The sequence below is a fragment of the Pikeienuella sp. genome (genome assembly GCF_046290545.1).
GTDB lineage: Bacteria > Pseudomonadota > Alphaproteobacteria > Rhodobacterales > Rhodobacteraceae > Pikeienuella.
On record NZ_JBKAGV010000008.1, the window covers coordinates 197,046 to 221,304 of the forward strand.

The window sequence follows — 24,259 nt, forward strand, 5'->3', positions numbered from 1 at the left end:
CGGCAGGCTGGCGGAGCGAGCGGGCGCGCTGCGCTCAGAAGAGGAAGTCCGCCGCGCTGAAATCGCCCTCCTCCGCGTTCTCGACGCGGATGAGCGTGTTGCGGAAGGCGATGGTCACGTCCGCGCCGTCCTGCTCGATGGTCAGGCCGCCGAAGCCGCCGACTCCGGAAATCTCGATCCGGTCGGTTCCGTCCTCATAGCGTCGAACGATGTTCTCGCCGTCATTCGGGCCAAAGACGAACACGTCCGCGCCCCGCCCGCCGATCACCGTGTCATTCCCCGCCCCGGCGATCAGCCGATCGTCGCCGCCGCCGCCCTTGAGGAGATCGTCGCCCCCGCCGCCGGTCAGCGTGTCGTTCCCGCCGCCGCCGCGGATCTTGTCGGCGCCGCCATTGCCGAGGAGCCGGTCGTCTCCGCCGCCGCCGATGACGAGGTCGTCGCCGCCGCCGCCGCGGGCGAGATCGTCCCCCGCCTGTCCGCGGAGCCGGTCGGCGCCGGCATTGCCGATCAGCGTGTCGTTCCCCGCGTCGCCGTCGAGGCTGTCGTCGCCCCGGCGTCCGCGCATGTTGTCGTCCCCGGCGAAGCCGCCGATATCGTCGTCGCCCTGCGAAAGGATGATCCGGTCGTTCCCGGAGAGGATGAAGGCCGAGAAAGCCTCGCCCACACCGTCAACGAGAAGTTGCTCGAACCGGCGCGCGTCCCGGTTCACATTCGTTACGTCGAGTTCGACCTCGCCGTCGATCAGCACCCGGAATCCGCTCACCGTGCCGTCGATGTTGTCGCCGGAGAGGCGGAACTCGCCGAAATACTCTTCGGTGCGGTTCCCCTGCCTCAGCGTGATCCTGTTCGCCGAGCTCTGGGTGTTCCCGTCCTGAATGAAGTCATCGTCGAGAATCGTTTCCGAATTGACCCGTACAACCGCCATAGCTTGCTCCGCCCCATGATTGGCCACAACATGTAGCGGAGGCGTATGACGCGAATGCGACGCCGGCAAGCCGAAAAAACTTGCCCGCGCCGCGCCGTGGCTCAGTCAAGCCAGGCTTAACCGACCGCCTCCAGCAGCCCCCTCCGGCGCAACAGGGCGTCGGCCTGCGGGGCCCGGCCGCGGAAGGCGCGCCAGGCCTCTTCCGGGTCCTGCCGGCCGCCGGCGGAATAGATCGCGGTTTCGAGCCGCTTCGCCGTCTCCGCGTCGAACGGGTCGCCCGCCTCCTCGAAGGCGGCGAAGGCGTCCGAGTCCATCACTTCGGACCACATGTAGCTGTAATAGCCCGCCGAATATCCGTCCCCCGCGAAAACGTGGGAGAAATGCGGCGTCCGGTGCCGCATGACGATGGATTTCGGCATCCCGATCCGCGCCAGCGCCTCCGCCTCGAAGGCCGCGACGTCGAAGCCCTTGCCGTCGGGCAGGAGGTGCATTTCGAGATCGACGAGCGCGGAGGCGACATATTCGACGGAGGCGAAGCCCTGCCCGAAATTCCGCGCCTTCAGCACCTTGTCGATCATCGCCTTCGGCATCGGCGCGCCCGTCTTCACATGCCGCGCGAAGCGGGTGAGGATCTCGGGCTCCGTCAGCCAGTGCTCGTAGAGCTGGCTCGGCAATTCCACGAAATCCCGCGCCACCGAGGTTCCGGCGATGGAGGGATAGGTGACGTCGGAAAGCATCCCGTGCAGCGCATGGCCGAATTCGTGGAAGAGCGTCCTCGCGTCCTCGAAGGTCAGCAGCGTCTCCCCCTCCGCCTTCGCGAAGTTCATCACGTTGGAGATGACGGGCCTTACCCGCCCGCCGAGATTGCGCTGCCCCCGCCACGCGCTCATCCAGGCGCCGGAGCGCTTGGCGGGGCGCGCGAAGTAATCCCCGATGAAGACGGCGAGATGCTCGCCCCCCCGCGTCACCTCCCAGACGCGGGCGTCGGGGTGCGGGCGGGGCGCGGATTTCCGTTCGGTGAAGCCGAGGCCGAAGAGCCGGCGGGCGACGTCGAAAGCGGCGCGGATCATCGCGTCGAGCGGCAGGTAGGGCTTCAGCGCGTCCTCGTCGAGGTCATGCTCCGCCTTGCGCTGCTTCTCCGCGTAATAGCGCCAGTCCCAGGCCTCGATCTCGATATTCGCGCCCTCCGCGGCGGCGAGCCGGGCGAGGCCCGCGCGCTCCGCCTCCGCGCGCCGCTTCGCCGGCTCCCAGACGGACATGAGGAGCGCGCGCACCCGGTCGGGCGACTTCGCCATCTGGTCGTCAAGCTTGAAGGCCGCGAAGTTGGGGAAGCCGAGGAGCCGCGCCCGCTCCGCCCGGAGCGCGACGATCTCCGCCGCGATGGCGCGGTTGTCCGTCTCCGCCCGCATCTCGCCCCGCCCCGTCCAGGCCCGCCAGGCCTCCTCGCGGAGCGCGCGGTTCTGCGAGAATTGCAGGAACGGCGTGATGAGCGAGCGGGAGAGGGTGACGACATGCCCCTCGATCCCCCGCGCCTTCGCGGCGGAGGCGGCGGCGGCGAGGAAGCTTTCCGGCAGGCCCGCCAGCGCCGCCTCCCCTTCGAGCTTCATGTGCCAGTCGTTCTCGTCCTTCAGCACGTTCTGGCTGAAAGCGGCGCCGAGTTCGGAGAGGCGGGAGGCGATCTCCGACATGCGCGCCCTGTCCTCGCCCCGGAGCTGCGCGCCGGCCCGCACGAAACTCGTGTAGGTCAGCTCCAGCACCCGGTCCGATTCCGGGTCGAGCCCGAGATCGGCGCGCCGGGCCATCAGTTCGTCGATCCGGCGGAAGAGCCGGGCGTTCATCACCGTCTCGACATGATGGCGCGTCAGCGTCGGCGCCGCCCAGCGCTCGATCGCCTGCATCTCGTCCGTCGCGTTCACCCCGGCGAGGTTCCAGAAGACGGAAGAGACCTGCGTGAGCGCCTTGCCCGAAAGTTCGAGCGCGGCGATCGTGTTGGCGAAGGTCGGCGGGAACGGGTCGTTCGCGATGGCGTCCACCTCGGACCGGTCCTCCGCCAGCGCCGCCTCGAAGGCGGGGCGGAAATGCTCGGGCCCGATCTCGTCGAAGGGCGGCAGGCCGAAGGGGGTGGTCCAGTCGCGGAGGAGCGGGTTGGGCATGGCGCGGGCCTTGTGTCGGAGAACCGCGCCAGCCTATGCGAGAGCGGCCGGCGCGCAAACGGATTTCGCGCGCCGGCCGCCTTGCCTCATTTCGGGCGCACCGCGTCCGCCGTGCCCTGGACGAAGGCGATGACGCGGGTCAGCTCCTCCTCCGTCATACGCCCCTCGAAGCTCGGCATGCCCCCGTCGACCATGGCGCCGCCGAGCACGATCTCCTTCGCGCCGGTCAGCGTCTCCGCCGTCGAGAAGCCGAGATTGGGGATGTTCCCGCCATTGTTCACGCCGGGAACGCCGTGGCAGAACAGGCAGTTGGAGACATAGAGCGCCAGCCCCTCGCCCACATGCTCCGGGTCATAGGGCACGCCGGAGACGAGCGTCGTCCGCTCGTTCTTCACGAAGGCGGGCATCGTCGCCTCGCCGCCGATCCTGAAGGTGTAGACGGTGCCCGGCCCCACATTCTCCGTCGCCTTCTGCATCAGGCCATAGACCCCGCCCCAGCCGGCGGCGATGGTGACGTATTGCACGCCGTCCTTCTCCCAGGTCGCCGGGGCGGCGACCACGCCGGTGCCCACCGGCGTCTCCCAGAGCGCCTCGCCCGTGGAGGCGCTATAGGCGGCGAAGCGCCCGTCCGCCGTGCCCTGGAACACGAGGTCGCCCGCCGTCGTCAGCGTGCCGCCGTTCCAGGGCGAGACATGGTCGATCTTCCAGCGCGCCTCCTGCTTCACCGGGTCCCATGCCAGAAGCTGGCCGAAGGGCTGCGCCTCGGGCGCGACGGTGTTGAAGAGGAAGCCGAGATTCCACCCCTGGCCGGACATGGTGGACATCGGCTTTTCCTTGTTGAGCTCCCAGGCCGGGTCCGTCTGCTGCACGAGCGGAATGCCCTGCGCCGGGATGTAGACGAGCCCGGTTTCCGGGTTGAAGCTCATCGGATGCCAGTTATGCGCCCCATAGGCGGAGGGGATCGTCTCCCACGGCGCTTCCGGGTCGCGCGCCGCCGGGTTCTCGATCGGGCGGCCGTTCTCGTCATAGCCGGTCGCCCAGGTGACATGGACGAAGGGCTCGGCGGAGATGAACGCCCCGTTCGTCCGGTCGATGACGTAGAAGAAGCCGTTCTTCGGCGCCTGCATCAGCACCTTCCGCGCCTCGCCCCCGATCTCGAGATCGGCGAGGATGATGTGCTGGGTGGAGGTGTAATCCCAATGGTCGCCCGGCGTGTTCTGGTAGTGCCAGCGATACTCGCCGGTGTCCGGGTCGAGCGCGACGATGGAGGCGACATAGAGATTGTCGCCGCCGCCCGGGCTCCGGTAGTGCCGGTTCCACGGCGAGGCGTTGCCGGTGCCGACATAGAGCAGGTTCAGTTCCGGGTCGAAGGCCATCGCGTCCCAGATCGTGCCGCCGCCGCCCGCCTTCCAGTATTCGCCCGCAGGGTCCCAGGTCTTCGCCGCCGCCTCCATCGAGGCGTTCTCGTAGGGCTTCGCCGGGTCGCCGGGGACGGACCACCAGCGCCAGGCCATCTCCCCGCTCTCCGCGTCATAGGCGGAGACATAGCCGCGCACGCCGTATTCCGCGCCGCCATTGCCGATGATCACCCGCCCGTTCACCACGCGCGGCGCGCCGGTGATGGTGTATGACATCTCCCGGTTCTCGATCGTGTCGACCTTCCAGAGCCGCTCGCCCGTCGCCGCGTCGATGGCGTGGAGCCAGCCGTCATAGGCGCCGACGAAGACCGTCCCCTCATGGATCGCGACGCCGCGGTTCACCACGTCGCAGCAGCCGCGGTCGGCATATTCGCCCGGCACTTCCGGATCGTAGACCCAGAGCCGCTCGCCCGTCACGGCGTCGAGCGCGTGGACGACGGACCAGGAGGCGGTGACGAACATCACCCCGTCCACCACGATCGGCGTCGCCTCCACGCCGCGGCGGGAGCCGAGGTCGTAGGCCCAGGCGAGGCCGAGCTCGCCGACATTATCCGCATTGATCGCGTCGAGCTTAGAATGCCGCGTCTCGGCGTAGTCGAGGCCGTAGCTGGGCCAGTTCCGCGTCTCGGCGGCGTTGGCGATGATCGCCGCGCCGTCGATGGCGCCCGTCGCGGCGCGGATCGCCTCCGGCGTGACGGTTTGCGCGAAGGCTGCTGCGGGCAGGACGGCGAGGATCGCCGCCCGGCTGGCGAGTCTGAACATGGGCGTCTCCCTGGCAGGCGGCCGTAGCGGCCGCTCATTTTATGGGCTCAGCCTGCGGTTGCGCAGCCCGTCCGTCAATACGGATTTCCTCATTTCCGGCAGGCGGAGCGCGCCGCCGTTCAGCGCGCGCCCAGGCGCCCGCCGGGCCGCGCCAGCGCCGCGGCGCGCGCCCCCGGCTCCTCGGGCAGCGGCAGGCCCGTCTCCACCCGGAAGTCGCCGTCATAACCCCCTTCGAACAGCGTCCGCCCGGTGAAGCCGGCGAGCCGCGCGGCCGGGTCGAAGGAATGGCCGAGGCCGGAGACGGCGAAGCCGGGCGCGGCGGGCGCGGGCTCCAGATAGCCTTCGACCGACAGGCGTTCGAGCGGCCCGGCCGCCCCGGTGAACCGCCCCGTATCGAGCGCGCGGATCAGGAGCCGCCCGTCCTCGAAGCGCCCGAGCGCGGTGACGAAAGTCCCCTCCGGCGGCGGCGCGAGGCGGATGAGGAGCGCGGCCGCCGCGCCGCCGACGGTGACGCCGCCGCCCGCCCCGGAGCCGATCTCCCCCGCGATCACGTCCGGCCCCGGCGCCGCCGGCGCGATGCGCGAGGCGACGACCGCGCCGCCGCGCCAGAGGCCGGAGACGGAGACGCGCATCCCCGCAAGGCCCGGCGCGGTCTCCCCGATCACCGGAACGCCGTTGACGAAGAGCCCGCGCTCGCCCGCCTCCAGCACGCCGACCAGCGGGTCGGAGACGACGATGCGCCGGGCGAAGAGCACGGCCCCGCGCCGCTCCGCCTCGATGGTCAGCGCCTGCCCGACCGTGAGGGAGGAGAGCGGAACCGGCCCGAAGGCGTTCTCCGCCGCCGTCTCCGCGCCCGTGCCGACCGCAAGGCCGTTGACGAGGAGCGAGCCGAAGCCGGTGAGCACGCCGACGATCCCCGTCCCCCCGATCCCGCCCCGCGGCTCCTCCTCCGGCGCGGCGGCGAAATCGGGGGCCTCGCCGCCCGCGCACCCGGCGAGGAGCCCCGCGCCGAGGCCGGCCATCATGCGCCGCCGGTCAATCATCCCCGCCTCCTTCACGCGCGTCTCCCTCACGCTTGTCATTCTCTCGATACAGATAGAGACCGAAGCGGAACCGCGCACGGTTGGAAGGCTCCGAAGCGTCCCGGCCCTGAAGCCGGTGCGCCAGCCGGTTGAGCCGCGTGAGAGAGCGCTCCGCCTCCCGCCGCGCCGCGTCGGCCAGTTCCTCGGCCGAGGCGGGGGAGAGCCGGTTGTAGAACAGCGCCCGCTCGACATGGCGAGGCGTCTCGGCGGCGAGGTTCTCCGCCCCCGCGGCGATATGGTCCCCCACGTTCTCGGCGAGGAAGATCAGCGCCTGTTCCCGGTCCGCCGGCCCGCGGAGCGCCCCTTCGAGCAGACGGAGCCGCCCCTCCCCGTCCGCCCCGACCAGCCCCTGCCGCTCCAGCTCGTCCCGGATCGCGCGCGGGCGCACGTCCCGGCTCACGGAGGCGCAAAGCGCGTCGAAGCTGGCGCCTTCGCCATGCGGGGGGAGCGGCGCGGGCCCGCCCTCCGCATCGGCGAATTCCGGCGAGGCGAGCCAGCGGGCGATCACCGTGGCGAGGACGTTCGCGCGCTCCCGCAGCGCATCCTCCGCGTGCCTGTCCGGGTCGCGCAGCGTGTTCACGTCCCGCCGGTGCACGCCCGTCATCAGCGAAATCGCGCTGACGGTGGGCTTCTTTCCCGCCCGCACGATCTCCGCCTCCGCCGCCTCCACGAAGGCGGCGCGGGCCAGCCGCTCGAAAGCGGGCGCCGTCATCCCCTCGGCGAGGAGAGCGCGGGCGAGCGGGCGGAGGAGGAGGCGCGCGACGCGGATCAGAAGCGCCGCCCGCGCGCCCTCCGCGGGGGGAAGGGCTCCGGTCATGTCAGGCGATAACATACGTGTGAGAATTGCACACGGAAAGCCGGATTCCGCCCCCTCTCGCCTTGATCGCGGCGTCGTGAGGCGCATTTACCGTTCCAAGCGTGGGCATAATGCACACGCACGATACGGAGGACGACATGAAGACCCTTTTCGCCGCCGCCGCCTTTTCCCTCGCCGCGGCCTTCGCCGCCCCGCAGGCCTCTTTCGCCGCGGACAAGGACATCGTCGACACGGCCGTGGGCGCCGGCTCCTTCAACACCCTCGTCGCCGCCGTTCAGGCCGCGGGCCTCGTGGACGTGCTGAAGGGCGACGGGCCGTTCACCGTCTTCGCGCCGACGGACGAGGCCTTCGCCGCGCTGCCGGCGGGGACGGTCGAGAACCTCCTTCTCCCCGAGAACAAGGACCAGCTCATCGCGATCCTGACCTATCACGTCGTCCCCGGCGTCGTGATGTCGCCCGACATCGCGGGCAAGACGCTCGACGCGACCACCGTGCAGGGCGGCGCGCTCGCCATCAACGCGACCAGCGGCGTGATGATCAACGACGCGACCGTGACGACGGCGGATGTCGCCGCCTCGAACGGCGTCATCCACGTGATCGACAAGGTCCTGCTGCCCGCCAGCTGAGGCCCGACCGGAAAGCCGGCCTCTCTCCCCTCTCGGGCCGGCCCGGCGCCGGCGCCCACCCCCTCGGGCGCCGGCGCTTCCGTTCAAGCGGCGCGCCAGATGACCGGGAACCAGTCCTCCCTGAGCCGCTCGCCCGGCTGCATCCCGTGGCCCGGATAGGGCGGCGATGTGCGACCCGGCCGCTCGACATAGCGCGCATCGTCCCCCACCAGCCGGAGCGAGAAGGCGCGGCGGCGCGAGGGGGAGTCGTTCCCGCGGGCGCCGTGGAGCGTCTTGTAGTGGAACGCCACCGCATCCCCCGGCTCCATCTCCCATTCCAGGACCTTGAAGCGCATCGGCTCCTTGTCCGGGTCGGGAACGGGAATGTATTCGCCGGTGTCGGGGAAGAAATTCTCCTCCGTCAGCCATTTCGTCGGCAGCACCGGCTTCTCCCAGCGGTGCGAGCCCGCGACGCAGCGGAGCGAGGCCTCCCGCACCGGGTCCATCGGCGACCAGAAGCTGATCGTCTGCCGCCCGTCGACGAAGTAATAGGGCCCGTCCTGATGCCAGGGCGTCGGCTTCGAAGTGCCGGGCTCCTTCACCAGCACATGGTCGTGGAAGACCTGCGCCGTCTGCGACCGCATCAGCCGCGCCGCGACCGCGCCCGCCGCCGAGCCCTCGATCACCGCGCGGAACTCGGGGATGCGCTCCCAATTGCAATAATCGTCGAAGAACCGCCCGCCCTCGCCCGGCTTCAGGTTCTCCGCGGCGTAGGGGCCGGGCTCCGCCATGTTCCGCTCGATCCCCGCGCGGATCTGATCCACCCAGTCGCGGAAGAGGCCGCGGATCACCACCGCGCCGTCGCGCTCATAGGCCTCGACATCGGCCTCCGTCACAAGCTCCGCCCCGCTCATCCGCTCCTCCCCAGGCTGACGCGTACGGCATAGACCCGATCGGGCGGCGGAGAAACGGGAATTTCGAATCCGCGACGTTCCGCGCCGCGCCGCCGGCAGTTTCGGCTTGGCGCCCGTCCGCCCCGTTGCTATCCAAGCCCCTGCTCCAGACAGGCCGTGGCGATGCATTACAGAAGAGAAGTCGATGGCCTCCGGTCTGTGGCGGTCCTGCCGGTCATTCTTTTTCACGCCGGGTTCGACGTGTTCAGCGGCGGCTATGTCGGCGTAGACGTCTTCTTCGTCATCAGCGGCTATTTGATAACCAGCATCCTGATCGCAGATCTGGAGCGTGGCGACTTCTCCATCTCCCGTTTCTACGAACGCCGCGCGCGGCGAATTCTTCCTGCGCTCTTCGTGGTGATGCTGGCCTGCCTGCCCTTCGCCTGGATGTGGATGCTCCCGGCCGATCTGAAGGATTTCGCGCAGAGCCTTGTCGCGGTGGTCTTCTTCGCCTCGAACATCCTTTTCGAGCGGGAGAGCGGCTATTTCGCGGCGGATGCGGAGCTGAAGCCGCTCCTTCACACCTGGAGCCTTGCGGTGGAGGAGCAGTACTACCTGATCTTCCCCGTCTTCCTGTTCCTGCTGTGGCGCTTCGGGCGGAACCGGGTGTTCTGGTCCGTCGCCGCCGCCGCCGCGCTCAGCTTCGTCATCTGCGAATGGTGGTGGCGGGACAGCCCGAGCGCCATCTTCTACCTCGCGCCCGCGCGCGCATGGGAGCTTCTCGCCGGCTCCCTCGCGGCCTTCTATCTGCAAGGCAGGGCCCAGCCTTCCAGCAACGCCCTGAGCCTCGCCGGCCTCGGGCTCATCGTCTACGCCATCTTCGCCTTCGACGAGACGACGCCCTTCCCCGGAATCTACGCCATCGCGCCGGTGCTCGGCTCGGCCCTGATCATCCTCTTTGCGGGGGAGCGGACCCTTGTCGCGCGTCTCCTCTCCGTCAAGCCGATGGTCGGAATCGGCCTGATCTCCTACAGCGCCTATCTCTGGCATCAGCCGCTCTTCGCCTTCGCGCGGATCAGGAGCGTGTCCGAGCCCTCCCATGCGCTGATGGGGGCGCTCGCCGTGGCGGCGCTGCTTCTCGCGTGGGCGACATGGCTCTTCGTGGAGACGCCGTTTCGCCGCCGCCCAACCCCCCTGCTGCCCTCCCGCCAACAGGTCTTCGTCGCGAGCGGCGCCGCCGGCGCGGTCTTCGTCGCGATCGGCGCGGCCGGGCATGTCGGGCAAGGGTTCCACGGCCGGTTCGACCTCGACCGGGCGTTTCTCGATCACTTCGAGAACAGCGTCCCGACGCATGAATTCCTCCACCGGGCGGACCTCTTCCGGCACTATCGGGACGAGTGCAATTTCTTCATCCATGACGTCGGGAACTACGAGGGCGTGAAGGAAAGCATACCGGAATCCTGCACCGTCCCGCAGGATCCCGCGAAGCCCACGATCCTCATCTGGGGCGACAGCCATGCGCAGCATCTCCATCCGGGCGTCGAGGCCGTCGCCGATGGGCGCTGGAACATGCTCCAGGTCGCGACCTCGGGCTGCCGTCCGCATCTCCTCTCATCCCCGATGAGGGAGATCTGCGCCCGTTCCAACAAGACGGCGCTGGACGCCATCGCGGCGGTCCGGCCGGAGATCGTGCTGATCGGGAGCATAGGGATGTGGGACGTCGCGGCCCTGAACGGGATCGCGGCGCATCTGAAAGGCCTCGGCGTGAAGACCGTTCTCGTCTCCGGCCCCCCTCCGCACTGGCGCCCGTCGCTGCCGTTCCTCATGGCGTCGAGAGACCTCGGGCTCGAACGCCGCACCTGGCGCGGCGTGGACCTCGCCTATGTCGACTACAGCGAGCAGTTCGTCGCCGCCGCGGGCGAGGAGGGGAACGCCTTCGCCGTTCTCGACCTCATGTCCGCGCTCTGCGACGAGGCGGGCTGCCTGACCTATATCGGGGAGGACCGGCGGGAGGGCATCACGTCCTTCGACTACGGCCACCTCATGCCCGCCGCCAGCCGCCTCGCCGCCGAGGCGGCTCTGCGCCCGTTCCTGGACGGCCGGTAGCCTCCGGTTTCCCTCCCGACCCCATCGCGGGTATAGGGAGGGCGAAGAGCCACGGAAGCCGACGAACCATGCACCCCCCTTCGCGTTTCTCCGTCGCGCCCATGATGGATTGGACGGATATCGAAATTAAATCAATGCATTACACGATGCCATTTGCACTTCATGTTCACGTCTTGATCGCGCAGTCTCGCGCTCTGGCGTAGGTCTGCGTCGATCCATAGGATGACCGGACCGACCTGCATTCCGAAGTAATGAAGCCGTAGTCGGTTACCTGTGATCTGGGCCCCGTGGGCCTTGTCAAGATTTGGGTAGCGTCCACTGCAGCGTGAAGCGAACATAAGTCTTCGATCGCCCGGGATCGCGTGAAATCGCCGCCCACGATCGGCGAAATACGCAGGCTGGTTCGTTCGGCTACCGTGATCTGCCAGCCTGCTCGGTATGTCGTAGCCGATAGCGCCGAGCGTCGATCCTCATCTTACGCCTCAACCATACGTCCCGCGCCGCGCCCGGCCAGAGTAAGAGGCTGCGCCGGGTTCCGCGACGGGTTTGGAGGCGTGGGGAGAGGCCCTACGCCGCCCGTCCCGGGAGACGAATGATGGATATGCAGGTTCTGGACGGCGGCCGTGACGCAGCCGACGGCTACAGGGTGGACGCGTCGCGCGGCGAGCGCGTGGGGCGGGTCTCGTCGGAATGGTTCAACCGGCCGGATGACGAGCGGTATCTCTCGCTCGACGATCTCTTCGCTTCGGTGAAGGGCAGGGCCGAGCGCAGCCGCACGCGCACCGTGGAGAGCGCGGCGATCCGCGTCGAGGCCGAGCGTGAGAACCCCGAGCGTCTGGGCCTCGTCCTGCCCGGCGCCGATGCGCCCGCCGCGCCGACGCACTGGAGCTTCGGGCAGCTTTCGAGCCTTGTCGGCGCGCCGGCGGCCTATCTTCGTCAGCTCCCGGCCCCGCTGGCGGGGATCAACCTGCAGTACGGGCTGACCAACCACCGCGCCGAGCAGGTCAAGACGCTGGAGACCGAGGACGGCCGGACCGAGCTCCGCGCCGTCACCGGGCCGGACTACGGGCGCATCTACGACCACGAGCTGGTCGCCGCCGTCCGGCGCATCGCCGGGAACGGCACGGGAGACACCCGCTGGAAGGTGCCCGGCGTGCTCGACTGGTCGACCGGCGTCTACACTCCGATGGTCGACGTCACCAGGGACACGACCACGCTTTACGCCTCGGACCGCGATGTGTTCCTGTTCCTCGTCGACGACCTGAACCCGATCGAGGCCGGGCGCCTGCCCGACGGATCGCCGGACCTCTATTTCCGGGGCTTCTACTGCTGGAACTCCGAGGTGGGCGCGAAGACGCTGGGCATCGCCAGCTTCTATCTCCGCGCGGTCTGCCAGAACCGCAACCTCTGGGGCGTCGAGGACTTCCAGGAGATCACGATCCGGCACTCCAAATACGCCGCCAACCGCTTCGCTCACGAGGCCGCCCCGGCGCTCACCCGCTTCGCCGAGTCCTCGCCAGCGCCCTTCATCGAGGGCGTTCGTTCCGCTCGGGAGAAGATCGTGGCACGGACGGACGACGACCGGCAGGACTTCCTGCGGAGGCGCGGGTTCTCGAAGGCGGAGACCGGGCGGATCGTCGAGACGGTCCTCACCGAGGAAGGCCGCCCGCCGGAGAGCGTCTTCGACTTCGTGCAGGGGATCACGGCGGTCGCCCGGACCAAGCCGCATCAGGATGCGCGGCTGGCGATGGAGGGCAAGGCGAAGGTGCTGCTGGACCGCGCGGCCTGAGCGGCGCCCCGACCGGACGATGCACGGCCCGCCTCGGAGGGAGAGGGGGGCCGTGTTCCTCGTGACGGGTTCGGAGGTCGGGAGAGAGGCTCCCGGCCGGCCCGTCGCGGAGACGAGAGATGGCCCGGAAGACCCAGACGCAGAAGATCACCCTCAGCGCATCGCGAGACATTCCCTTCGACAGGCTGACGCTCAGCCAGTCCAACGTCCGGCATGTGAAGGCCGGCGTCTCGATCGAGGAGCTGGCCGAGGACATCGCGCGGCGGACGCTCCTCGCCTCGCTCACCGTCCGGCCGGTGCTGGATGACAAGGGCGCCGAGACCGGCATGTTCGAGATCCCGGCGGGCGGCCGGCGCTACCGCGCACTGGAGCTCCTCGTCAAGCAGAAGCGGCTCGCCCGCAACGCCCCCGTCCCCTGCATCGTGCGCACCGACGGCCTCGCGGAGGAGGACAGCCTCGCCGAGAACGTCCAGCGCGCGCCCTTGCATCCGCTCGACCAGTTCCGCGCCTTCCAGGCGATGCGCGAGAAGGGCCGGAGCGAGGAGGAGATCGCCGCGGCGTTCTTCGTCGCCCCCGCGGTGGTGAAACAGCGGCTGAAGCTCGCCGCCGTCGCGCCCACGCTGCTCGAAGCCTATGCCGAGGAGGCGATGACGCTCGACCAGCTGATGGCCTTCACCGTCAATCCGGACCCGGAGCGGCAGGAACAGGTCTGGGAGGCGTTGCAGCGGCATTACAGCAAGGCCCCGCACGAGATCCGCCGCATGCTGACCGAGGGCGCGGTGCGGGCCTCGGACAAGCGGGCGCAGTTTGTCGGGCTCGACGCCTACGTCGAGGCCGGCGGCGCGATCATGCGCGACCTCTTCAGCCAGGACGACGGCGGCTGGCTGCAGGATGCGGGGCTCCTCGACCTGATGGTCTCGGAGAAGCTCGCGGAGGAGGCCGAGGCGGTGCGGGCCGAGGGCTGGAAGTGGGTCGAGGTCGCGACCGACTTCGTCTACGGGCACAGCTGGGGGATGCGGCGGCTGCGCGGCGAGGCCGAGCCGATGAGCGCCGAGGAAGTCGCCGCGCATGCGGCGTTGCGCGCGGAGATGGACGCGCTCGAGGCTGAGCATGCCGATGATCCCGAGCTGCCGGAGGCGGTCCACATCCGGCTCGGCGAGATCGAGACGGCGCTGGAAGCGCTCGAGGCGCGGCCCTTGCGCTTCGACCCCGAGGACCAGGCCCGCGCCGGGGCCTTCGTAAGCATCGACGCCTCCGGCGGGTTGCGGGTCGAGCGCGGTTTCGTCCGCCCCGAGGACGAGCCGGCGCCGGAGCCTGAGGCGGCGGCGGAGACGGGTACGGCCGATGCCGGCGGCGATGGAGTCGCGGCGTCGAGGGGCGACGACGATGCGGTATCGCCGGAGGCGGCCCCGGTCGAGGAGGACGAGGACGAAGGGCTGAAGCCGCTATCCGACCGGCTGGTCGCCGAGCTCACCGCCCATCGCACCGTCGCGCTCCGCGATGCGATGGCGCGGGATCCGGAGGTCGCGATGCTCGCGGCGCTCCATGCGCTGGCGCTCCGGCTCTTCCACCGCTACGGGCTCGACAGCTGCGTCGAGATCGAACCGCGGAGCGCGGTCTTCGGCGCTCAGGCCCCCGGTCTCGGCGACATGCCCTATGCGCAGGCGATCGAGGCGCGGCATGCGGACTGGGCGGCGCGCCTGCCCGCGGCCCCGGAAGAGCTCTGGGAGGCGCTGACCGGCTTCGACGCCGAGAGCCGCGCGGCGCTCTTCGCCCATTGCGTCTCACTGACGGTGAACGCGGTGCACGACCCCTACCATCGCCGGCCCCGCGCGCTGGCGCATGGCGACGCGCTGGCGGCGACGCTCGGCCTCGACATGAGCCGGGCGGGCTGGACGGTCTCGACCGAGTCCTATCTCGGCCGGGTCACCAAGGCCCGCATCCTCGAGGCGGTGCGCGAGGCGAAGGGCGAGGCGGCGGCCGAGCGGATCGCGGGACTGAAGAAGCCCGAGATGGCGGCGGCGGCCGAGGCGCTGCTCGAAGGCGCCGGCTGGCTGCCGGAACTCCTCCGCACCTCCCCCCTGGCGGAGGACGACGCGCCGGAGATCGAGCTGGTCGAGGCGGATGGCGCCGCGGTCGAGGCCAAGCCGGAGGACGGCGTAGCGCGATCGGACATCGACGGCGGTGAAACGGCCATGGGCGATCCGGAGGGTGTGGGCGAAGATGACTCGGTCGCTGGCGAGGCCTTCTCGAGGGCCGCCGCCGAGTGATCCGCCGGGGTCGGAGGGGTCGCTCCCCGCCTCTCCGATCCCGGACGCCTGGGGTCCGCCGGCGACGGTGGACCCCTCTTTCGCCGCCATCCGATCCGAGGCGCCGCCGATGGAAAGCCCCGCCGCCCTTCTCGCCCGCCGTCTCGCCGAAGAGGCCGAGGCCGTCTGCCGACACTACCTGCCGAATGGCCGGAAGCAGGGCCGCTACTGGGTCGCGGGCGATGTCCACGGCTCCACGGGCCGCAGCCTCTATGTCCGCCTGACCGGCCCGACCGCCGGACCGGGCGCCGCCGGCAAATGGACCGATGCGGCGACCGGCGAGTTCGGCGACCTGATCGACCTGATCGCCGCCAATCAAGGCTGCGCCACGCTGCGTGATGCGCTCGAAGAGGCGCGCCGGTTCCTGAACCTGCCGCGTCCGTTGATCGCTCCGTCCAGCGCCTCGCCTTCGCCCGCCGGATCGGTCGAGGCCGCAAGACGGCTCTGGGCCATCGGCCGGCCGATCTCTGGCACGCTGGCCGAGCGCTATCTCGCCGGGCGGGGCATCGTTGGGCTTGGCGACCTTCCCACGCTGAGGTTCCACCCCGCTTGCTTCCATGTCCGCGAGAGCCGGTCGCCGACCGCCCCGCCCGAGACCTGGCCGGCGTTGCTGGCGAAGGTCGCCGATTTCGACGGACGCATGACCGGTCTCCATCGCACCTGGCTCGACCCGGACAGCGCGGGCAAGGCGCCGGCGATCCCGCCGCGCAAGGCGATGGGGCGGCTCATCGGCGCGGGCGTGCGCATCGGAACCGCAACCGACATCCTCGCCGCCGGCGAAGGGCTCGAGACCATGCTGGCGCTCCGCTCCGCCCTGCCGTTCCTGTCGGTCGTCGCCGCGCTCTCCGCCACCCATCTCGCGGCCCTGATCCTGCCCGATGCGCTCCGCCGACTCTACGTCGCCGCCGACCGCGACGAGGCGGGCCACGCTGCGGCGGAGGCGCTCGCCGGCCGCGCTGTCTCGAATGGGATCGAGGCGATCCGCCTCCTCCCTCGTCTCGGCGACTTCAACGACGACCTGGTCGCCTTCGGTCTCGCCGATCTTCGCGCGCATCTCCGTCCGCAGCTTGCGCCCGACGACGCAGCTCGTCTCCACGCGCTTGCCGCGGGCTGACCGGGCACGGACGCTGGGCTCAGGCTCATTCCCCCCGTCAGCACCGCGCCTTCGGGCCTTCCGAGAGCGGGCGAGACGGAGCAGAGCCCGGCCGGCCCCGCAACGGCGAGCCGTCCTCCGCTCCGCTCCGGCCGCCGCATGCGCGGCGGTGCAGGCCCGCCCGGCCCCTGCTTGCCCGTCGCCCAGGAAGGCCCGCGAGAGGCGCGGGCCGGAGAGACGGGAAGACCCGACCATGACCGACATCCAGACCCGATCCACAACCGCCATCGTGCTGGACGAATTGCAACTCTACGGCCACCGCCCCTTCGCCGACGAGCCCGACCCGCGCCCCTTGCCGGAGCCCGAGGCCCTGCAGGGCGCCGTCGCCGACATCTTCGACGCGCTGGTCGCGACGCTTGGCGACACCCGCCTCGAGCCCGACATTGAGGATGTGCTCTGGCGGGTGACCGACCTCTTCCACCGGATGACGGCCCGCGTTGAACATGAGCTCGACGCCAATGAGCAGGCGCAGCGCCGGGCGCAGGCGGAACAGGACGGCTCCGAGATCCGCTCGGTGGAGCTTGAGACCCTGGTCGCCGAGGGACTTTCGCTGATCGAGCGGCGGAACGCCTGGGAGGTGATGCGCGATCTCGCCGCTGAGGGATTCGAAACCCATCTTGGCGAGATCTGGCGCCCGCGCGCCGGAAGCCATGTCCGCCATCGCAGACTGACCGCCGCGCTGATCGACAGCCGTGACCACATCGCCGCTCGACGCCGGGCCGCAATCGAGCCGCTCCTGCCGGCGGGGCCGAAGATCGCCTTTACCGGCGGCGCCGAGTGCGACGACCACGCCGCGATCTGGGACGCGCTCGACCGCGTGCGGGCCAAGCATGCCGACATGGTGCTGCTGCATGGCGGCTCCCCGCGCGGCGCGGAACGCATCGCCGCCGCCTGGGCCGACAACCGCAGTGTTACGCAGATCGTCTTCCGCCCTGATTGGACGCGCCACGGCAAGGCGGCGCCGTTCCGGCGCAACGACCAGCTCCTCGAAGTGCTTCCCATCGGGCTGATCGTCTTCCCCGGCTCCGGCATCACCGACAACCTCGCAGACAAGGCCCGCGGCCTCGGCATCCCGCTCTTCGACTTCCGATCCGTGCGGCCGACAGCCTGAACGGAGCCGGCAAAGCCGGGTTGTCGCCCGCGCCGGACGCTTCCGGCGCGGGAGCGACTCTGCTAATATGTCGACGCGTCAATTGGCGGTGGTGGCGACGCGATCCCCTGTTGGAGGAGCCCCGCCATGCTGGCCTCGACCCTTCTCACCGCCTTCGGCCTCGGCGCGATCTGCTGGCTGATGTTCACCCTCGCCGTCTATGCGCTTCCATTCTGGATCGGCCTCTCCGCCGCCCTCTGGCTGCATGCCGACGACCACGGGTTACTGGTCGCCATAATCGGCGGCCTTGCAGCGGGTGGCGTCGTCGCCGCCCTTGGCGAGGTCGTCTTCGCCCGCGTCCGGTCCGTGCCGCTCCGGCTCGCAATCGGTCTCGTCTACGCCATCCCGGCGGGTCTGGCCGGGTTCCACATGACCAGAGGCGTCGCCGCGCTCACCGGCGCCCGCGAGACCGCTTCCCTCATCCTCGCCGGTCTCGGCGCGCTGGTCATTGGCGCCGCGGCCTGGGCCCGCATCGCCGGGTGGTCCGGGGCGGAAGGGATCGCGGAGATCGCCGAAGGCGATGGTCGGCCTGCGACGGGCGAGGGGGACGGTCTCCGCACCCTCCGATCACGGGGTAACGTCCGCTGGCGAGATCGGGCGGTCAGAAAGGGACGCCGACCGAGGCTGAGATAGGCGCGGCCCAAGGGCCGAATCGGAGCGCGACAACGCTGTCTCCGACGCCTAACGAAGCCGCGCTTGGAGGGCTTGGCGCTGGCGGGGACCTGTTCCGAAGCAAGCGACGCCCGCCGCCGGCACGCCGGGGCCTCTCTTCGCGCGACGCCTGTCGCCGCGGTCTTGCCGGGGCGTCCGGCAGCCTGTGATCGTCTCTCCCGGCTGACGCCCCCGTCCCTCGCGGACCTCTCCGTGGCTGATCTGACCGGGACCGGCTGACGCCTCGATCCTCGGGCCGCAACGGCGCGCCCGGACTTTCTTCCCCTGGCGGCCCGTCTCAAGCGACGGATCCGCCATTCCTCGCGGGGCAAGAAAATCCGGTCCCGCCGTCCTCCGCGATGCTCCGGGTCCGAAGGACTGCGTCCGCGGATCGCCCCGGTCCTGACGATCGCCATCGAGGCCGCGATGGGCGCGGGCTCGGACAGCAAGGAGACCAACGACATGGCCACCATCGGAACCTTCCGGAAGACCGGCGCCGAATACGCCGGCGAGATCGTCACCCTCAGCGTGCAGGCCAAGGGCGTGCGCATCGTCCCCGAGGACAGCGTCCCCACCGCCAACGCCCCCTCGCACCGCGTCTTCGTCGGCCGCGCCGAGATCGGCGCCGCCTGGTCGAAGCGCTCGGCCGAGGGCCGCGACTATCTCAGCCTCAAGCTCGACGACCCGAGCTTCACCGCGCCGATCTACGCCAACCTCTTCGACGACGCCGTGATCGAGGGCGGCGAGGAGACCTTCTCCCTCATCTGGTCCCGCCCCACCAACCGTCGCAACGGCGACTGACCGCGAACCGCCCCGCCCGGCACCACCCGGGCGGGGCGGGCCAACGAACGCCCGGGCCGAGCGCCGTGGCGCAGGCGAAGTGAGATTGAGGCAAACCGCGCTGAGCTGACATTCGTCCCAGCTGCAGCGAACGACCGCTCTTAGCCCTCATGCTAAGTTCTGCGGGACACGCGAAGGTGCGAGAAGGGCTCGAGCCGGCCATTCTGTGCAGCGCCGTTCATCAGTGGTATCTTGGCGGCCCCACCTCGGGTTGGAGATGCGAGGGGGAGGGTCGGATCGGAGTATCCTTCATGCGCATTGCGAACCTTCCCGCCATTCGGCCTCGCCGCCCCGCCTGGAACAAGGGACGGATTGTCGGCCAGAAGCGCCCGCTGCTGCCCAAGCATGTGTGGTCGATCCGCGTGAGGCTGGAGATCGCGCAGAAAGTCCGTGACCTGGCGCGCTTCAACACGGCGATCGACAGCAAACTGGGGGGTGGGATCTCGTCCGTCTGAAGGTTGCGGACGTCTACGCCGCCGGGCAAGTCAAGGAGCGCGCTTCAATTCTGCAGAGCAAGACCGGGAAACCGGTGCGCTTCGAGTTGATGGAGGGAACGCGGACGTCCGTCCGTCAATGGCTCGAAGATCCGATGATGATCGGGCAAGAGTTTCTTTGGCCGGGCCGCTTTCACGAGCCGCTCCACATTTCTACGCGCCACTATGCGCGTCTTGTCAGCGAGTGGGTGACGTCGATCAGCCTTGAGCCCGGCGCCCATGGCGCCCACTCGATGCGTCGAACTAAGGTGGCGCAGATCTATCGCAAGACCGGCAACCTGCGCGCTGTCCAGCTCCTGCTTGGCCACACCAAGATCGACAGCACGGTCTGCTATCTCGGCGTCGAGATCGAAGACGCGCTTGCCATCGCCGAAGCAGTGGAGATCTGAGATGGAAGGCCGCCTCGCACAGGCGGCCCATATCCGCCGCTTACCAACTCTAGATCCTTCTGCCGTGCAGCTCCCTGGTCGGACATTCCTGCGCTCGCAATCCGGGATATGGCCCGCAGGCCCTGTTTTCGCGGTGTTTCGATCCTTTACACCTGGCGTGCACCCCTGCGCCCGCTCTCATCGCCAGAATGCCTGAGCCCAAGTCAATTCGAGAACCACAATACCCGACCGCCGCTCAAAGACACCGCCTGAGCGCAGCGACGCGCTTCAAAGGCGCTCAGCGCCTCACGGACAGCGACCGCCTCCAGACAATCCACGCCGTCATGGAGAGCAGAAGCTGCAAGCCGGCCACCGGGAACACCGTCCCGTCATAGATCAGTCCCTGGATCAGCGCCGCGGCCGCAGCCGCCAGCATCTGCACGAAGCCGAGCGCCGCCGCGGCGGCGCCGGCGGCGTTCGGATGCGCCATCATCACGCCCGCCGCCGTGTTCGGGGCGAGCAGGCCGCCGCCGAACCAGACGGCGAACTGGAGCGCCGTGATCGCCGGAGTGGAATCGAGACCTAAGACCCCCGCGCCGAGCAGCGCCGCGGGGGCCGCGAGCATGATCGCTAGGCTGACCGAGATGGTGCGGGTCCGCCCCCAGCGGGGAATGGCGACGCGCGCCGTCATCGCGCCGGCGAGAAAACCGGACATCGCGAGCGCGGCAAGCGCGCCGTATCCAGAGGGCGCGAGGCCGCGCCCCTCGATCAGGAGAAACGGCGCTCCGGCGACGAAACAGTAGAGGCCAGCATAGCCGATCGCATGGACAGCCATATTGACGAGGAACTCGCGATGACGAAAGAGCCCGAGATAGACGCGGTGAGCGGCCTCGACCTCTTGCCCTGCCCGCTTGGTCCCCGTCTCTGGCAGGATCATCAAAGCGGAAAGGAGCCATGCCATCGCCGCAAGGGCGGCGGCCGCGAAGCCCGCCCGCCAGCCTCCGAAGTCCTGCAGCAGGCCTCCGGCGAGCGGCGCGAGCAGGAAGCAGGCTGACATCAGCGCGAAGAGGAGCGCCATCGCCCCCGCGGCGCCCTCCGCCCCGTAGACGTCCCGCACGATGGCGCGCGCCGTGACATATCCCGCGGCGGCGCCAAGACCCTGAACCGACCGCGCGGCGATGATTATCCAGAGATCGCCCGCCAGCGCAGCGGCGAGCGAGCCGGCGAGGGCGAGCGCCGCCCCGATCAGCAGGGCCGCACGGCGCCCGCGTCTGTCCGATAGCGGGCCGAAGACGAGCTGCCCGACGGCGAAGGCGGCCGCGAACGCTACGATGGCGAGCTGGACCGTCGCGGGGCCTGCGCGAAAGACCTCGCCCATCATCGGCATCGCCGGGACCAGCAGGCCGGTCGAAGCCTCGCCGAAGGCCGAGCAAAGGACGAGCGTTGCAAATGCGAGCGCGCGGAGCCCGACCGGCCGCGCGATATGGTCTTCAGTGCGGAGCCCGGTCATCTGCGGCTCTGCGCGATGGCGGCCTCGACGAGACCGCGGACCTCGGCCTCGCTCGCGGCGCGCGGGTTCGTTCGGGCGGCGGCGTCCTGCATCGCCTTTCCGGCGATGCGGGCGGCGCAGTCCTCCGGAACGCTGATCTCCGCGAGGGAGCGGGGAATGCCGATTTCGTCGAGGAGGGCTTCGACATGAGCGATGAAGACCTCGACCGAGCGGCTCGGCAGGGACATGGCCTCGGCCATGCGCGCGGTCTTCTCCTCCATCCCCGGCAGGTTGAAGCGCAGCACGGCGGGCAGCAGGATCGCGTTGGTGAGGCCGTGATGCGTGTCGAACTCCGCCCCGACCATGTGCGAGATCGCATGGACGAGGCCGAGGCCCCTCAGGAAGGCGATGCCGGCGAGGCACGAGCCCATGAGCATGCCCCCGCGCGCAGCCATGTTCCCCGGCTCGCGCACCGCGACCGGAAGCCATGCCGCAATGAGGCCGAGCGCTTCGAGCGCCGCGGCGTCGCAGAGCGGGTGATAGCCGGGAACGAGGAACGCCTCGATTGCATGGGTCAGCGCGTCCGCCCCCGTCCAGGCCGTGAGATTCGGCGGGAGGCCGACCGTCAGCTCCGGGTCGAGAAGGGCGAGAGACGGTTTCAGCTGCGGGTGCCAGAGGCAGAACTTCATGCCCTTGCCGGCATGAGTGACCATCGCGGTGCTCTCGGTCTCCGCCCCCGTCCCCGCCGTCGTCGGGATCGTGACGAGGCGCGGAAAGGCGACGCCGGGCGGCAGGACCGGCGGCGGCCGGTCGAAGTCGAAGGCCCAGAGGTCGGCCTCGATCCCCGCGGCGAGGCAGATCGCCTTGCCGGCGTCCATCGCGCTGCCGCCGCCGATGGCGATGACGGCGTCATGGCCGCCCGCCCGGATCGCCTCGCACCCCGCTCCGATCTCCTCGCCGACCGGGTTGGGCGAGATGTCGGCGAAGAGTGTCGTGTTCAGCCCAGCGTCGGCCAGAAGATCACTGAGCCGCGCCACGAAAGGCAGCGCGGCGCTGCCCCGGTCGGTGACGACCATCGGCCTCCGCATGCCCATCGCGGCGCAGCGCCGCCCGATCTCGGCCAGCCGCCCCGCGCCGTAGGTGATGGGGACGGGGAGCGCCCAGTCCTGCGGGGCGAGGAGCGTCGCCTCGTCGGGAGCCCGGTTTCTCATGCGCGCTCCGCCTCTTCTAACTCGCGCGAAGCCGCCGCCCCGATCGCGGACCGCCGCTCGGCCGGCGAAACGTATTCCTGACCCCCCACAGCGACCTCCCGGCTGGCGAAGCGAATGCCGGCCTGCTCGCGGGCCGCGCGGATAAGATGCGGCAATTCGCGCCGGACCGGGAACTGCTTGCCGGGGACCGCCTTGAACTTCACCCTGAGGATCGTGGCGCTTCCTCCATCTGGATCATACCTTTCGATTTCGGCGTCTCCAGCAGCCCGATACCGCGCGAGGCGCCCGCCGTCAGCTTCTCGCCGATTCGCTTTGCGATCCTCTGCACCTTGTGCGGATCGGTCTCGAAGGTCATCCCGCGTCTCTCGATGGCGACCGCCGCCGGCCGCGCTCCGACCGGCGGCGCGGGGACCGGGCGTCGTCACTCCGCCGTCAGCTGTGCGACGGCGCCGGTCCAGTCTTCGAGGTGATAGGTGAGCGCAATGCGCCCGTCCTCGACCGTCACGATGTCGATGGACATGGCCTCGAAGCTCTTGCCGGTGGCTGGATCGACTCCGAAGAACGGGCCCACCGGCGTGCCACGGAAAAGGCTGCGGACCACGAAGCGCCCATCGCCGAGGTCAATGATTTCCTGCGGCTCCCACGTCAGGTCGGGAACGACCTGCCCGAGGAAGGCGATGGTGTTCAGCATGCCCTGCGCACCCTCGCCGCCCGGCGGAGCGGGGATCGAGATGACATCGGGCGAGAAGATTTCGTAGTAGCGCGCCTCCGTCGTCCCCGCCGGGTCGGTCAGGATGTCGGAATAGAAGGCGCGCACCGTGTCGATGTCGCCGGCGAGGGCGGGGCCGGCGAGGGTCGAAGCGGCGAGAACGAGGGCTGCAAGCGGTCGAGTCATGAACGATGGTCCTTTCTCTGTCGGGAAGGGGGCTTAGGGGCCGGGTAGCCCGCCAGTCAGGCGTCGGCTCCCCGGAGCACGCCATCAAGCTGCATTTCTTTCAGGATGGCGTCCTGCAACGCCTGGGTCTCCGCATTGATCCGGTCGACGCCCCAGGTCATGCCGACGACCGTGCGGGTCGGGCGCCTGCCGGGAGGCATGTCTGCAAGCCGGAGATAGGCGTCCACCACCCATTGCGGATCGGGGGCGCCTTCGCTCGTCAGGAGCGCGGCGAAATGCGCGCCCATTGCGGTCGGCACGCCCGCAAGATCGCCATAGGAGACGAGGACATCCGCCCGCGCGGGCGGCTTGCCGGCGCTCAGAAGGCCTGTGCCGAAGGGACCGGGCTCCACGATGGCGATGTCGACGCCGAAGGGCGAAACTTCGTAGCGCAGCGCCTGGGAATAGCCCTCCAGCGCGTGCTTGGTGGCCGTGTAGGTTCCGAAGAAGGGCGGCGAGATGCGCCCGACCAGTGATGAAGTGTTGATGATCAGCCCCGCGCCCGCCGCCCGCATGCCGGGCAACACGGCCTGCATGGCGCGGACGGCTCCGAAATAGTTCGTCTCCATCTGCTCCTGCGCCTGCGCGACGCTGAAGGCTTCGGTGAGGCCGAGATACATGACGCCGGCGTTGTTGATCAGGATGTCTACGGGGCCCTCCGCGAGGATCGCGGCGAAACCGTCCGCGACCGAGGCGTCGTCGCTCACGTCCATCTCGATGATGGAGATGTTGGCGGAATGCGCCTCCAGCGCGGCTTTCTTGCCGGCGTTGCGCCCCGCCGCGTCGCGCATCGTGGCCCAGACGCGGTCGCCCCGGTCCGCGAAGGCGCGCACCGCCCCTTCGCCGAAACCGCTGCTCGCCCCCGTGATCGCCACCGTTCGGCCGACTCTCGCCTCTGCGCTCGCCATCCTGCGATCTCCTGCTTGAATGTGCTGTTACCAATCGGTACGAATATCTGGACGGCCTCGTCAAGATATAAAATACCGATTGGTATTAATATGAGTGACAGTAATCCGAAACCTTCACGCGGCCGCCCGCGGACGATGGATGCCGGCGAGGTGCTGGATGTCGCCTTGACCGCATACTGGCGGGGCGACCCCGCCGACGTGT

Annotated in this window: 20 protein-coding genes and 2 pseudogenes; 10 read left to right on the forward strand and 12 right to left on the reverse strand. The window is 69.7% G+C overall.

Annotation, left to right across the window (positions count from 1 at the left end; genetic code table 11):
• Positions 1-34: 34 nt before the first annotated feature.
• The 5 genes from ACE37J_RS07145 to ACE37J_RS07165 form a co-directional block, all read right to left on the reverse strand.
• Positions 35-925: a calcium-binding protein gene (locus ACE37J_RS07145; RefSeq protein WP_409709219.1), complete on the reverse strand. Its 891-nt coding sequence runs from the start codon at positions 923-925 to the stop codon at positions 35-37.
• 116 nt (positions 926-1,041) lie between these two features.
• Positions 1,042-3,078: a M3 family metallopeptidase gene (locus ACE37J_RS07150; protein ID WP_409709222.1), complete on the reverse strand. Its 2,037-nt coding sequence runs from the start codon at positions 3,076-3,078 to the stop codon at positions 1,042-1,044.
• A gap of 86 nt (positions 3,079-3,164) precedes the next feature.
• Positions 3,165-5,258 (reverse strand): PQQ-dependent dehydrogenase, methanol/ethanol family, encoded by a 2,094-nt coding sequence (locus ACE37J_RS07155; protein ID WP_409709225.1) that lies wholly within the window; start codon positions 5,256-5,258, stop codon positions 3,165-3,167.
• Positions 5,259-5,377: 119 nt separating this feature from the next.
• The gene (locus ACE37J_RS07160) at positions 5,378-6,331 is read right to left on the reverse strand and encodes a hypothetical protein (RefSeq protein ID WP_409709228.1); all 954 of its coding nucleotides are present in this window, start codon (positions 6,329-6,331) and stop codon (positions 5,378-5,380) included.
• Positions 6,294-7,157, reverse strand: a complete 864-nt coding sequence (locus tag ACE37J_RS07165; RefSeq protein ID WP_409709231.1) for a DUF6502 family protein — start codon at positions 7,155-7,157, stop codon at positions 6,294-6,296. The genes ACE37J_RS07160 and ACE37J_RS07165 overlap by 38 nt, the downstream gene beginning before the upstream one ends.
• 137 nt (positions 7,158-7,294) lie before the next feature.
• Here ACE37J_RS07165 and ACE37J_RS07170 point away from each other — a divergent pair, with 137 nt between their 5' ends.
• Entirely contained in the window at positions 7,295-7,783 is a 489-nt protein-coding gene (locus ACE37J_RS07170) for a fasciclin domain-containing protein (protein WP_409709234.1), read from the forward strand.
• Positions 7,784-7,866: 83 nt separating this feature from the next.
• On the opposite strand, the gene ACE37J_RS07175 is transcribed toward ACE37J_RS07170, so the two are convergent.
• Positions 7,867-8,676: a phytanoyl-CoA dioxygenase family protein gene (locus ACE37J_RS07175; protein ID WP_409709237.1), complete on the reverse strand. Its 810-nt coding sequence runs from the start codon at positions 8,674-8,676 to the stop codon at positions 7,867-7,869.
• Between the two features lie 162 nt (positions 8,677-8,838).
• Here ACE37J_RS07175 and ACE37J_RS07180 point away from each other — a divergent pair, with 162 nt between their 5' ends.
• The 8 genes and pseudogenes from ACE37J_RS07180 to ACE37J_RS07215 all read left to right on the forward strand — a co-directional run bounded on the left by ACE37J_RS07180 (position 8,839) and on the right by ACE37J_RS07215 (position 19,536).
• Positions 8,839-10,761: an acyltransferase family protein gene (locus ACE37J_RS07180; RefSeq protein ID WP_409709240.1), complete on the forward strand. Its 1,923-nt coding sequence runs from the start codon at positions 8,839-8,841 to the stop codon at positions 10,759-10,761.
• A gap of 601 nt (positions 10,762-11,362) precedes the next feature.
• Positions 11,363-12,550: a DUF932 domain-containing protein gene (locus tag ACE37J_RS07185; RefSeq protein ID WP_409709294.1), complete on the forward strand. Its 1,188-nt coding sequence runs from the start codon at positions 11,363-11,365 to the stop codon at positions 12,548-12,550.
• Positions 12,551-12,669: 119 nt separating this feature from the next.
• Entirely contained in the window at positions 12,670-14,820 is a 2,151-nt protein-coding gene (locus ACE37J_RS07190; RefSeq protein WP_409709243.1) for a ParB/RepB/Spo0J family partition protein, read from the forward strand.
• A gap of 109 nt (positions 14,821-14,929) precedes the next feature.
• On the forward strand, positions 14,930-15,973 hold the full coding sequence (locus tag ACE37J_RS07195; RefSeq protein ID WP_409709246.1) for a toprim domain-containing protein: 1,044 nt from the start codon (positions 14,930-14,932) through the stop codon (positions 15,971-15,973).
• Between the two features lie 232 nt (positions 15,974-16,205).
• Positions 16,206-17,123, forward strand: a complete 918-nt coding sequence (locus tag ACE37J_RS07200) for a DUF2493 domain-containing protein (protein WP_409709249.1) — start codon at positions 16,206-16,208, stop codon at positions 17,121-17,123.
• Positions 17,124-17,249: 126 nt separating this feature from the next.
• Entirely contained in the window at positions 17,250-17,795 is a 546-nt protein-coding gene (locus tag ACE37J_RS07205; RefSeq protein ID WP_409709252.1) for a hypothetical protein, read from the forward strand.
• A gap of 480 nt (positions 17,796-18,275) precedes the next feature.
• A complete protein-coding gene (locus ACE37J_RS07210; protein ID WP_409709297.1) occupies positions 18,276-18,614 on the forward strand; it encodes a DUF736 domain-containing protein in 339 nt (112 codons plus the stop codon).
• A gap of 290 nt (positions 18,615-18,904) precedes the next feature.
• A pseudogene (locus ACE37J_RS07215) lies at positions 18,905-19,536 on the forward strand (tyrosine-type recombinase/integrase).
• Between the two features lie 277 nt (positions 19,537-19,813).
• On the opposite strand, the gene ACE37J_RS07220 reads toward ACE37J_RS07215, so the two are convergent.
• From ACE37J_RS07220 to ACE37J_RS07245, 6 genes are all read right to left on the reverse strand, one after another.
• On the reverse strand, positions 19,814-21,025 hold the full coding sequence (locus ACE37J_RS07220; protein ID WP_409709255.1) for an MFS transporter: 1,212 nt from the start codon (positions 21,023-21,025) through the stop codon (positions 19,814-19,816).
• On the reverse strand, positions 21,022-22,215 hold the full coding sequence (locus tag ACE37J_RS07225; protein ID WP_409709258.1) for an iron-containing alcohol dehydrogenase: 1,194 nt from the start codon (positions 22,213-22,215) through the stop codon (positions 21,022-21,024). The genes ACE37J_RS07220 and ACE37J_RS07225 overlap by 4 nt, the downstream gene beginning before the upstream one ends.
• Positions 22,212-22,418 carry a hypothetical protein gene (locus ACE37J_RS07230; RefSeq protein WP_409709261.1) on the reverse strand — a complete coding sequence of 69 codons (207 nt, stop codon included), beginning with the start codon at positions 22,416-22,418 and terminating at the stop codon, positions 22,212-22,214. The genes ACE37J_RS07225 and ACE37J_RS07230 overlap by 4 nt, the downstream gene beginning before the upstream one ends.
• Positions 22,415-22,570, reverse strand: a complete 156-nt coding sequence (locus ACE37J_RS07235; RefSeq protein ID WP_409709264.1) for a hypothetical protein — start codon at positions 22,568-22,570, stop codon at positions 22,415-22,417. Before ACE37J_RS07235 ends, ACE37J_RS07230 begins: the two co-directional genes overlap by 4 nt.
• 66 nt (positions 22,571-22,636) lie before the next feature.
• On the reverse strand, positions 22,637-23,110 hold the full coding sequence (locus tag ACE37J_RS07240) for an ester cyclase (RefSeq protein WP_409709267.1): 474 nt from the start codon (positions 23,108-23,110) through the stop codon (positions 22,637-22,639).
• A 56-nt stretch (positions 23,111-23,166) separates the two neighbouring features.
• Entirely contained in the window at positions 23,167-24,057 is an 891-nt protein-coding gene (locus tag ACE37J_RS07245) for an SDR family oxidoreductase (protein WP_409709270.1), read from the reverse strand.
• 15 nt (positions 24,058-24,072) lie between these two features.
• Between ACE37J_RS07245 and ACE37J_RS07250 the strand changes: the two are divergent.
• Positions 24,073-24,259 (forward strand): annotated as a pseudogene (locus ACE37J_RS07250) (hypothetical protein); the annotation flags it as partial.

Excerpts from the sequence above, each read along its gene's own strand:
- ACE37J_RS07175 (WP_409709237.1), bottom strand. The coding sequence starts at position 8,676 with ATGAGCGGGGCGGAGCTTGTGACGGAGGCCGATGTCGAGGCCTATGAG.
- ACE37J_RS07150 (WP_409709222.1), bottom strand. The coding sequence starts at position 3,078 with ATGCCCAACCCGCTCCTCCGCGACTGGACCACCCCCTTCGGCCTGCCG.
- ACE37J_RS07200 (WP_409709249.1), top strand. The coding sequence starts at position 16,206 with ATGACCGACATCCAGACCCGATCCACAACCGCCATCGTGCTGGACGAA.
- ACE37J_RS07225 (WP_409709258.1), bottom strand. The coding sequence starts at position 22,215 with ATGAGAAACCGGGCTCCCGACGAGGCGACGCTCCTCGCCCCGCAGGAC.
- ACE37J_RS07180 (WP_409709240.1), top strand. The coding sequence starts at position 8,839 with ATGCATTACAGAAGAGAAGTCGATGGCCTCCGGTCTGTGGCGGTCCTG.
- ACE37J_RS07210 (WP_409709297.1), top strand. The coding sequence starts at position 18,276 with ATGGCCACCATCGGAACCTTCCGGAAGACCGGCGCCGAATACGCCGGC.
- ACE37J_RS07165 (WP_409709231.1), bottom strand. The coding sequence starts at position 7,157 with ATGACCGGAGCCCTTCCCCCCGCGGAGGGCGCGCGGGCGGCGCTTCTG.
- ACE37J_RS07190 (WP_409709243.1), top strand. The coding sequence starts at position 12,670 with ATGGCCCGGAAGACCCAGACGCAGAAGATCACCCTCAGCGCATCGCGA.
- ACE37J_RS07185 (WP_409709294.1), top strand. The coding sequence starts at position 11,363 with ATGCAGGTTCTGGACGGCGGCCGTGACGCAGCCGACGGCTACAGGGTG.
- ACE37J_RS07245 (WP_409709270.1), bottom strand. The coding sequence starts at position 24,057 with ATGGCGAGCGCAGAGGCGAGAGTCGGCCGAACGGTGGCGATCACGGGG.
- ACE37J_RS07170 (WP_409709234.1), top strand. The coding sequence starts at position 7,295 with ATGAAGACCCTTTTCGCCGCCGCCGCCTTTTCCCTCGCCGCGGCCTTC.
- ACE37J_RS07220 (WP_409709255.1), bottom strand. The coding sequence starts at position 21,025 with ATGACCGGGCTCCGCACTGAAGACCATATCGCGCGGCCGGTCGGGCTC.
- ACE37J_RS07240 (WP_409709267.1), bottom strand. The coding sequence starts at position 23,110 with ATGACTCGACCGCTTGCAGCCCTCGTTCTCGCCGCTTCGACCCTCGCC.
- ACE37J_RS07195 (WP_409709246.1), top strand. The coding sequence starts at position 14,930 with ATGGAAAGCCCCGCCGCCCTTCTCGCCCGCCGTCTCGCCGAAGAGGCC.
- ACE37J_RS07205 (WP_409709252.1), top strand. The coding sequence starts at position 17,250 with ATGCTGGCCTCGACCCTTCTCACCGCCTTCGGCCTCGGCGCGATCTGC.
- ACE37J_RS07155 (WP_409709225.1), bottom strand. The coding sequence starts at position 5,258 with ATGTTCAGACTCGCCAGCCGGGCGGCGATCCTCGCCGTCCTGCCCGCA.
- ACE37J_RS07235 (WP_409709264.1), bottom strand. The coding sequence starts at position 22,570 with ATGACCTTCGAGACCGATCCGCACAAGGTGCAGAGGATCGCAAAGCGA.
- ACE37J_RS07145 (WP_409709219.1), bottom strand. The coding sequence starts at position 925 with ATGGCGGTTGTACGGGTCAATTCGGAAACGATTCTCGACGATGACTTC.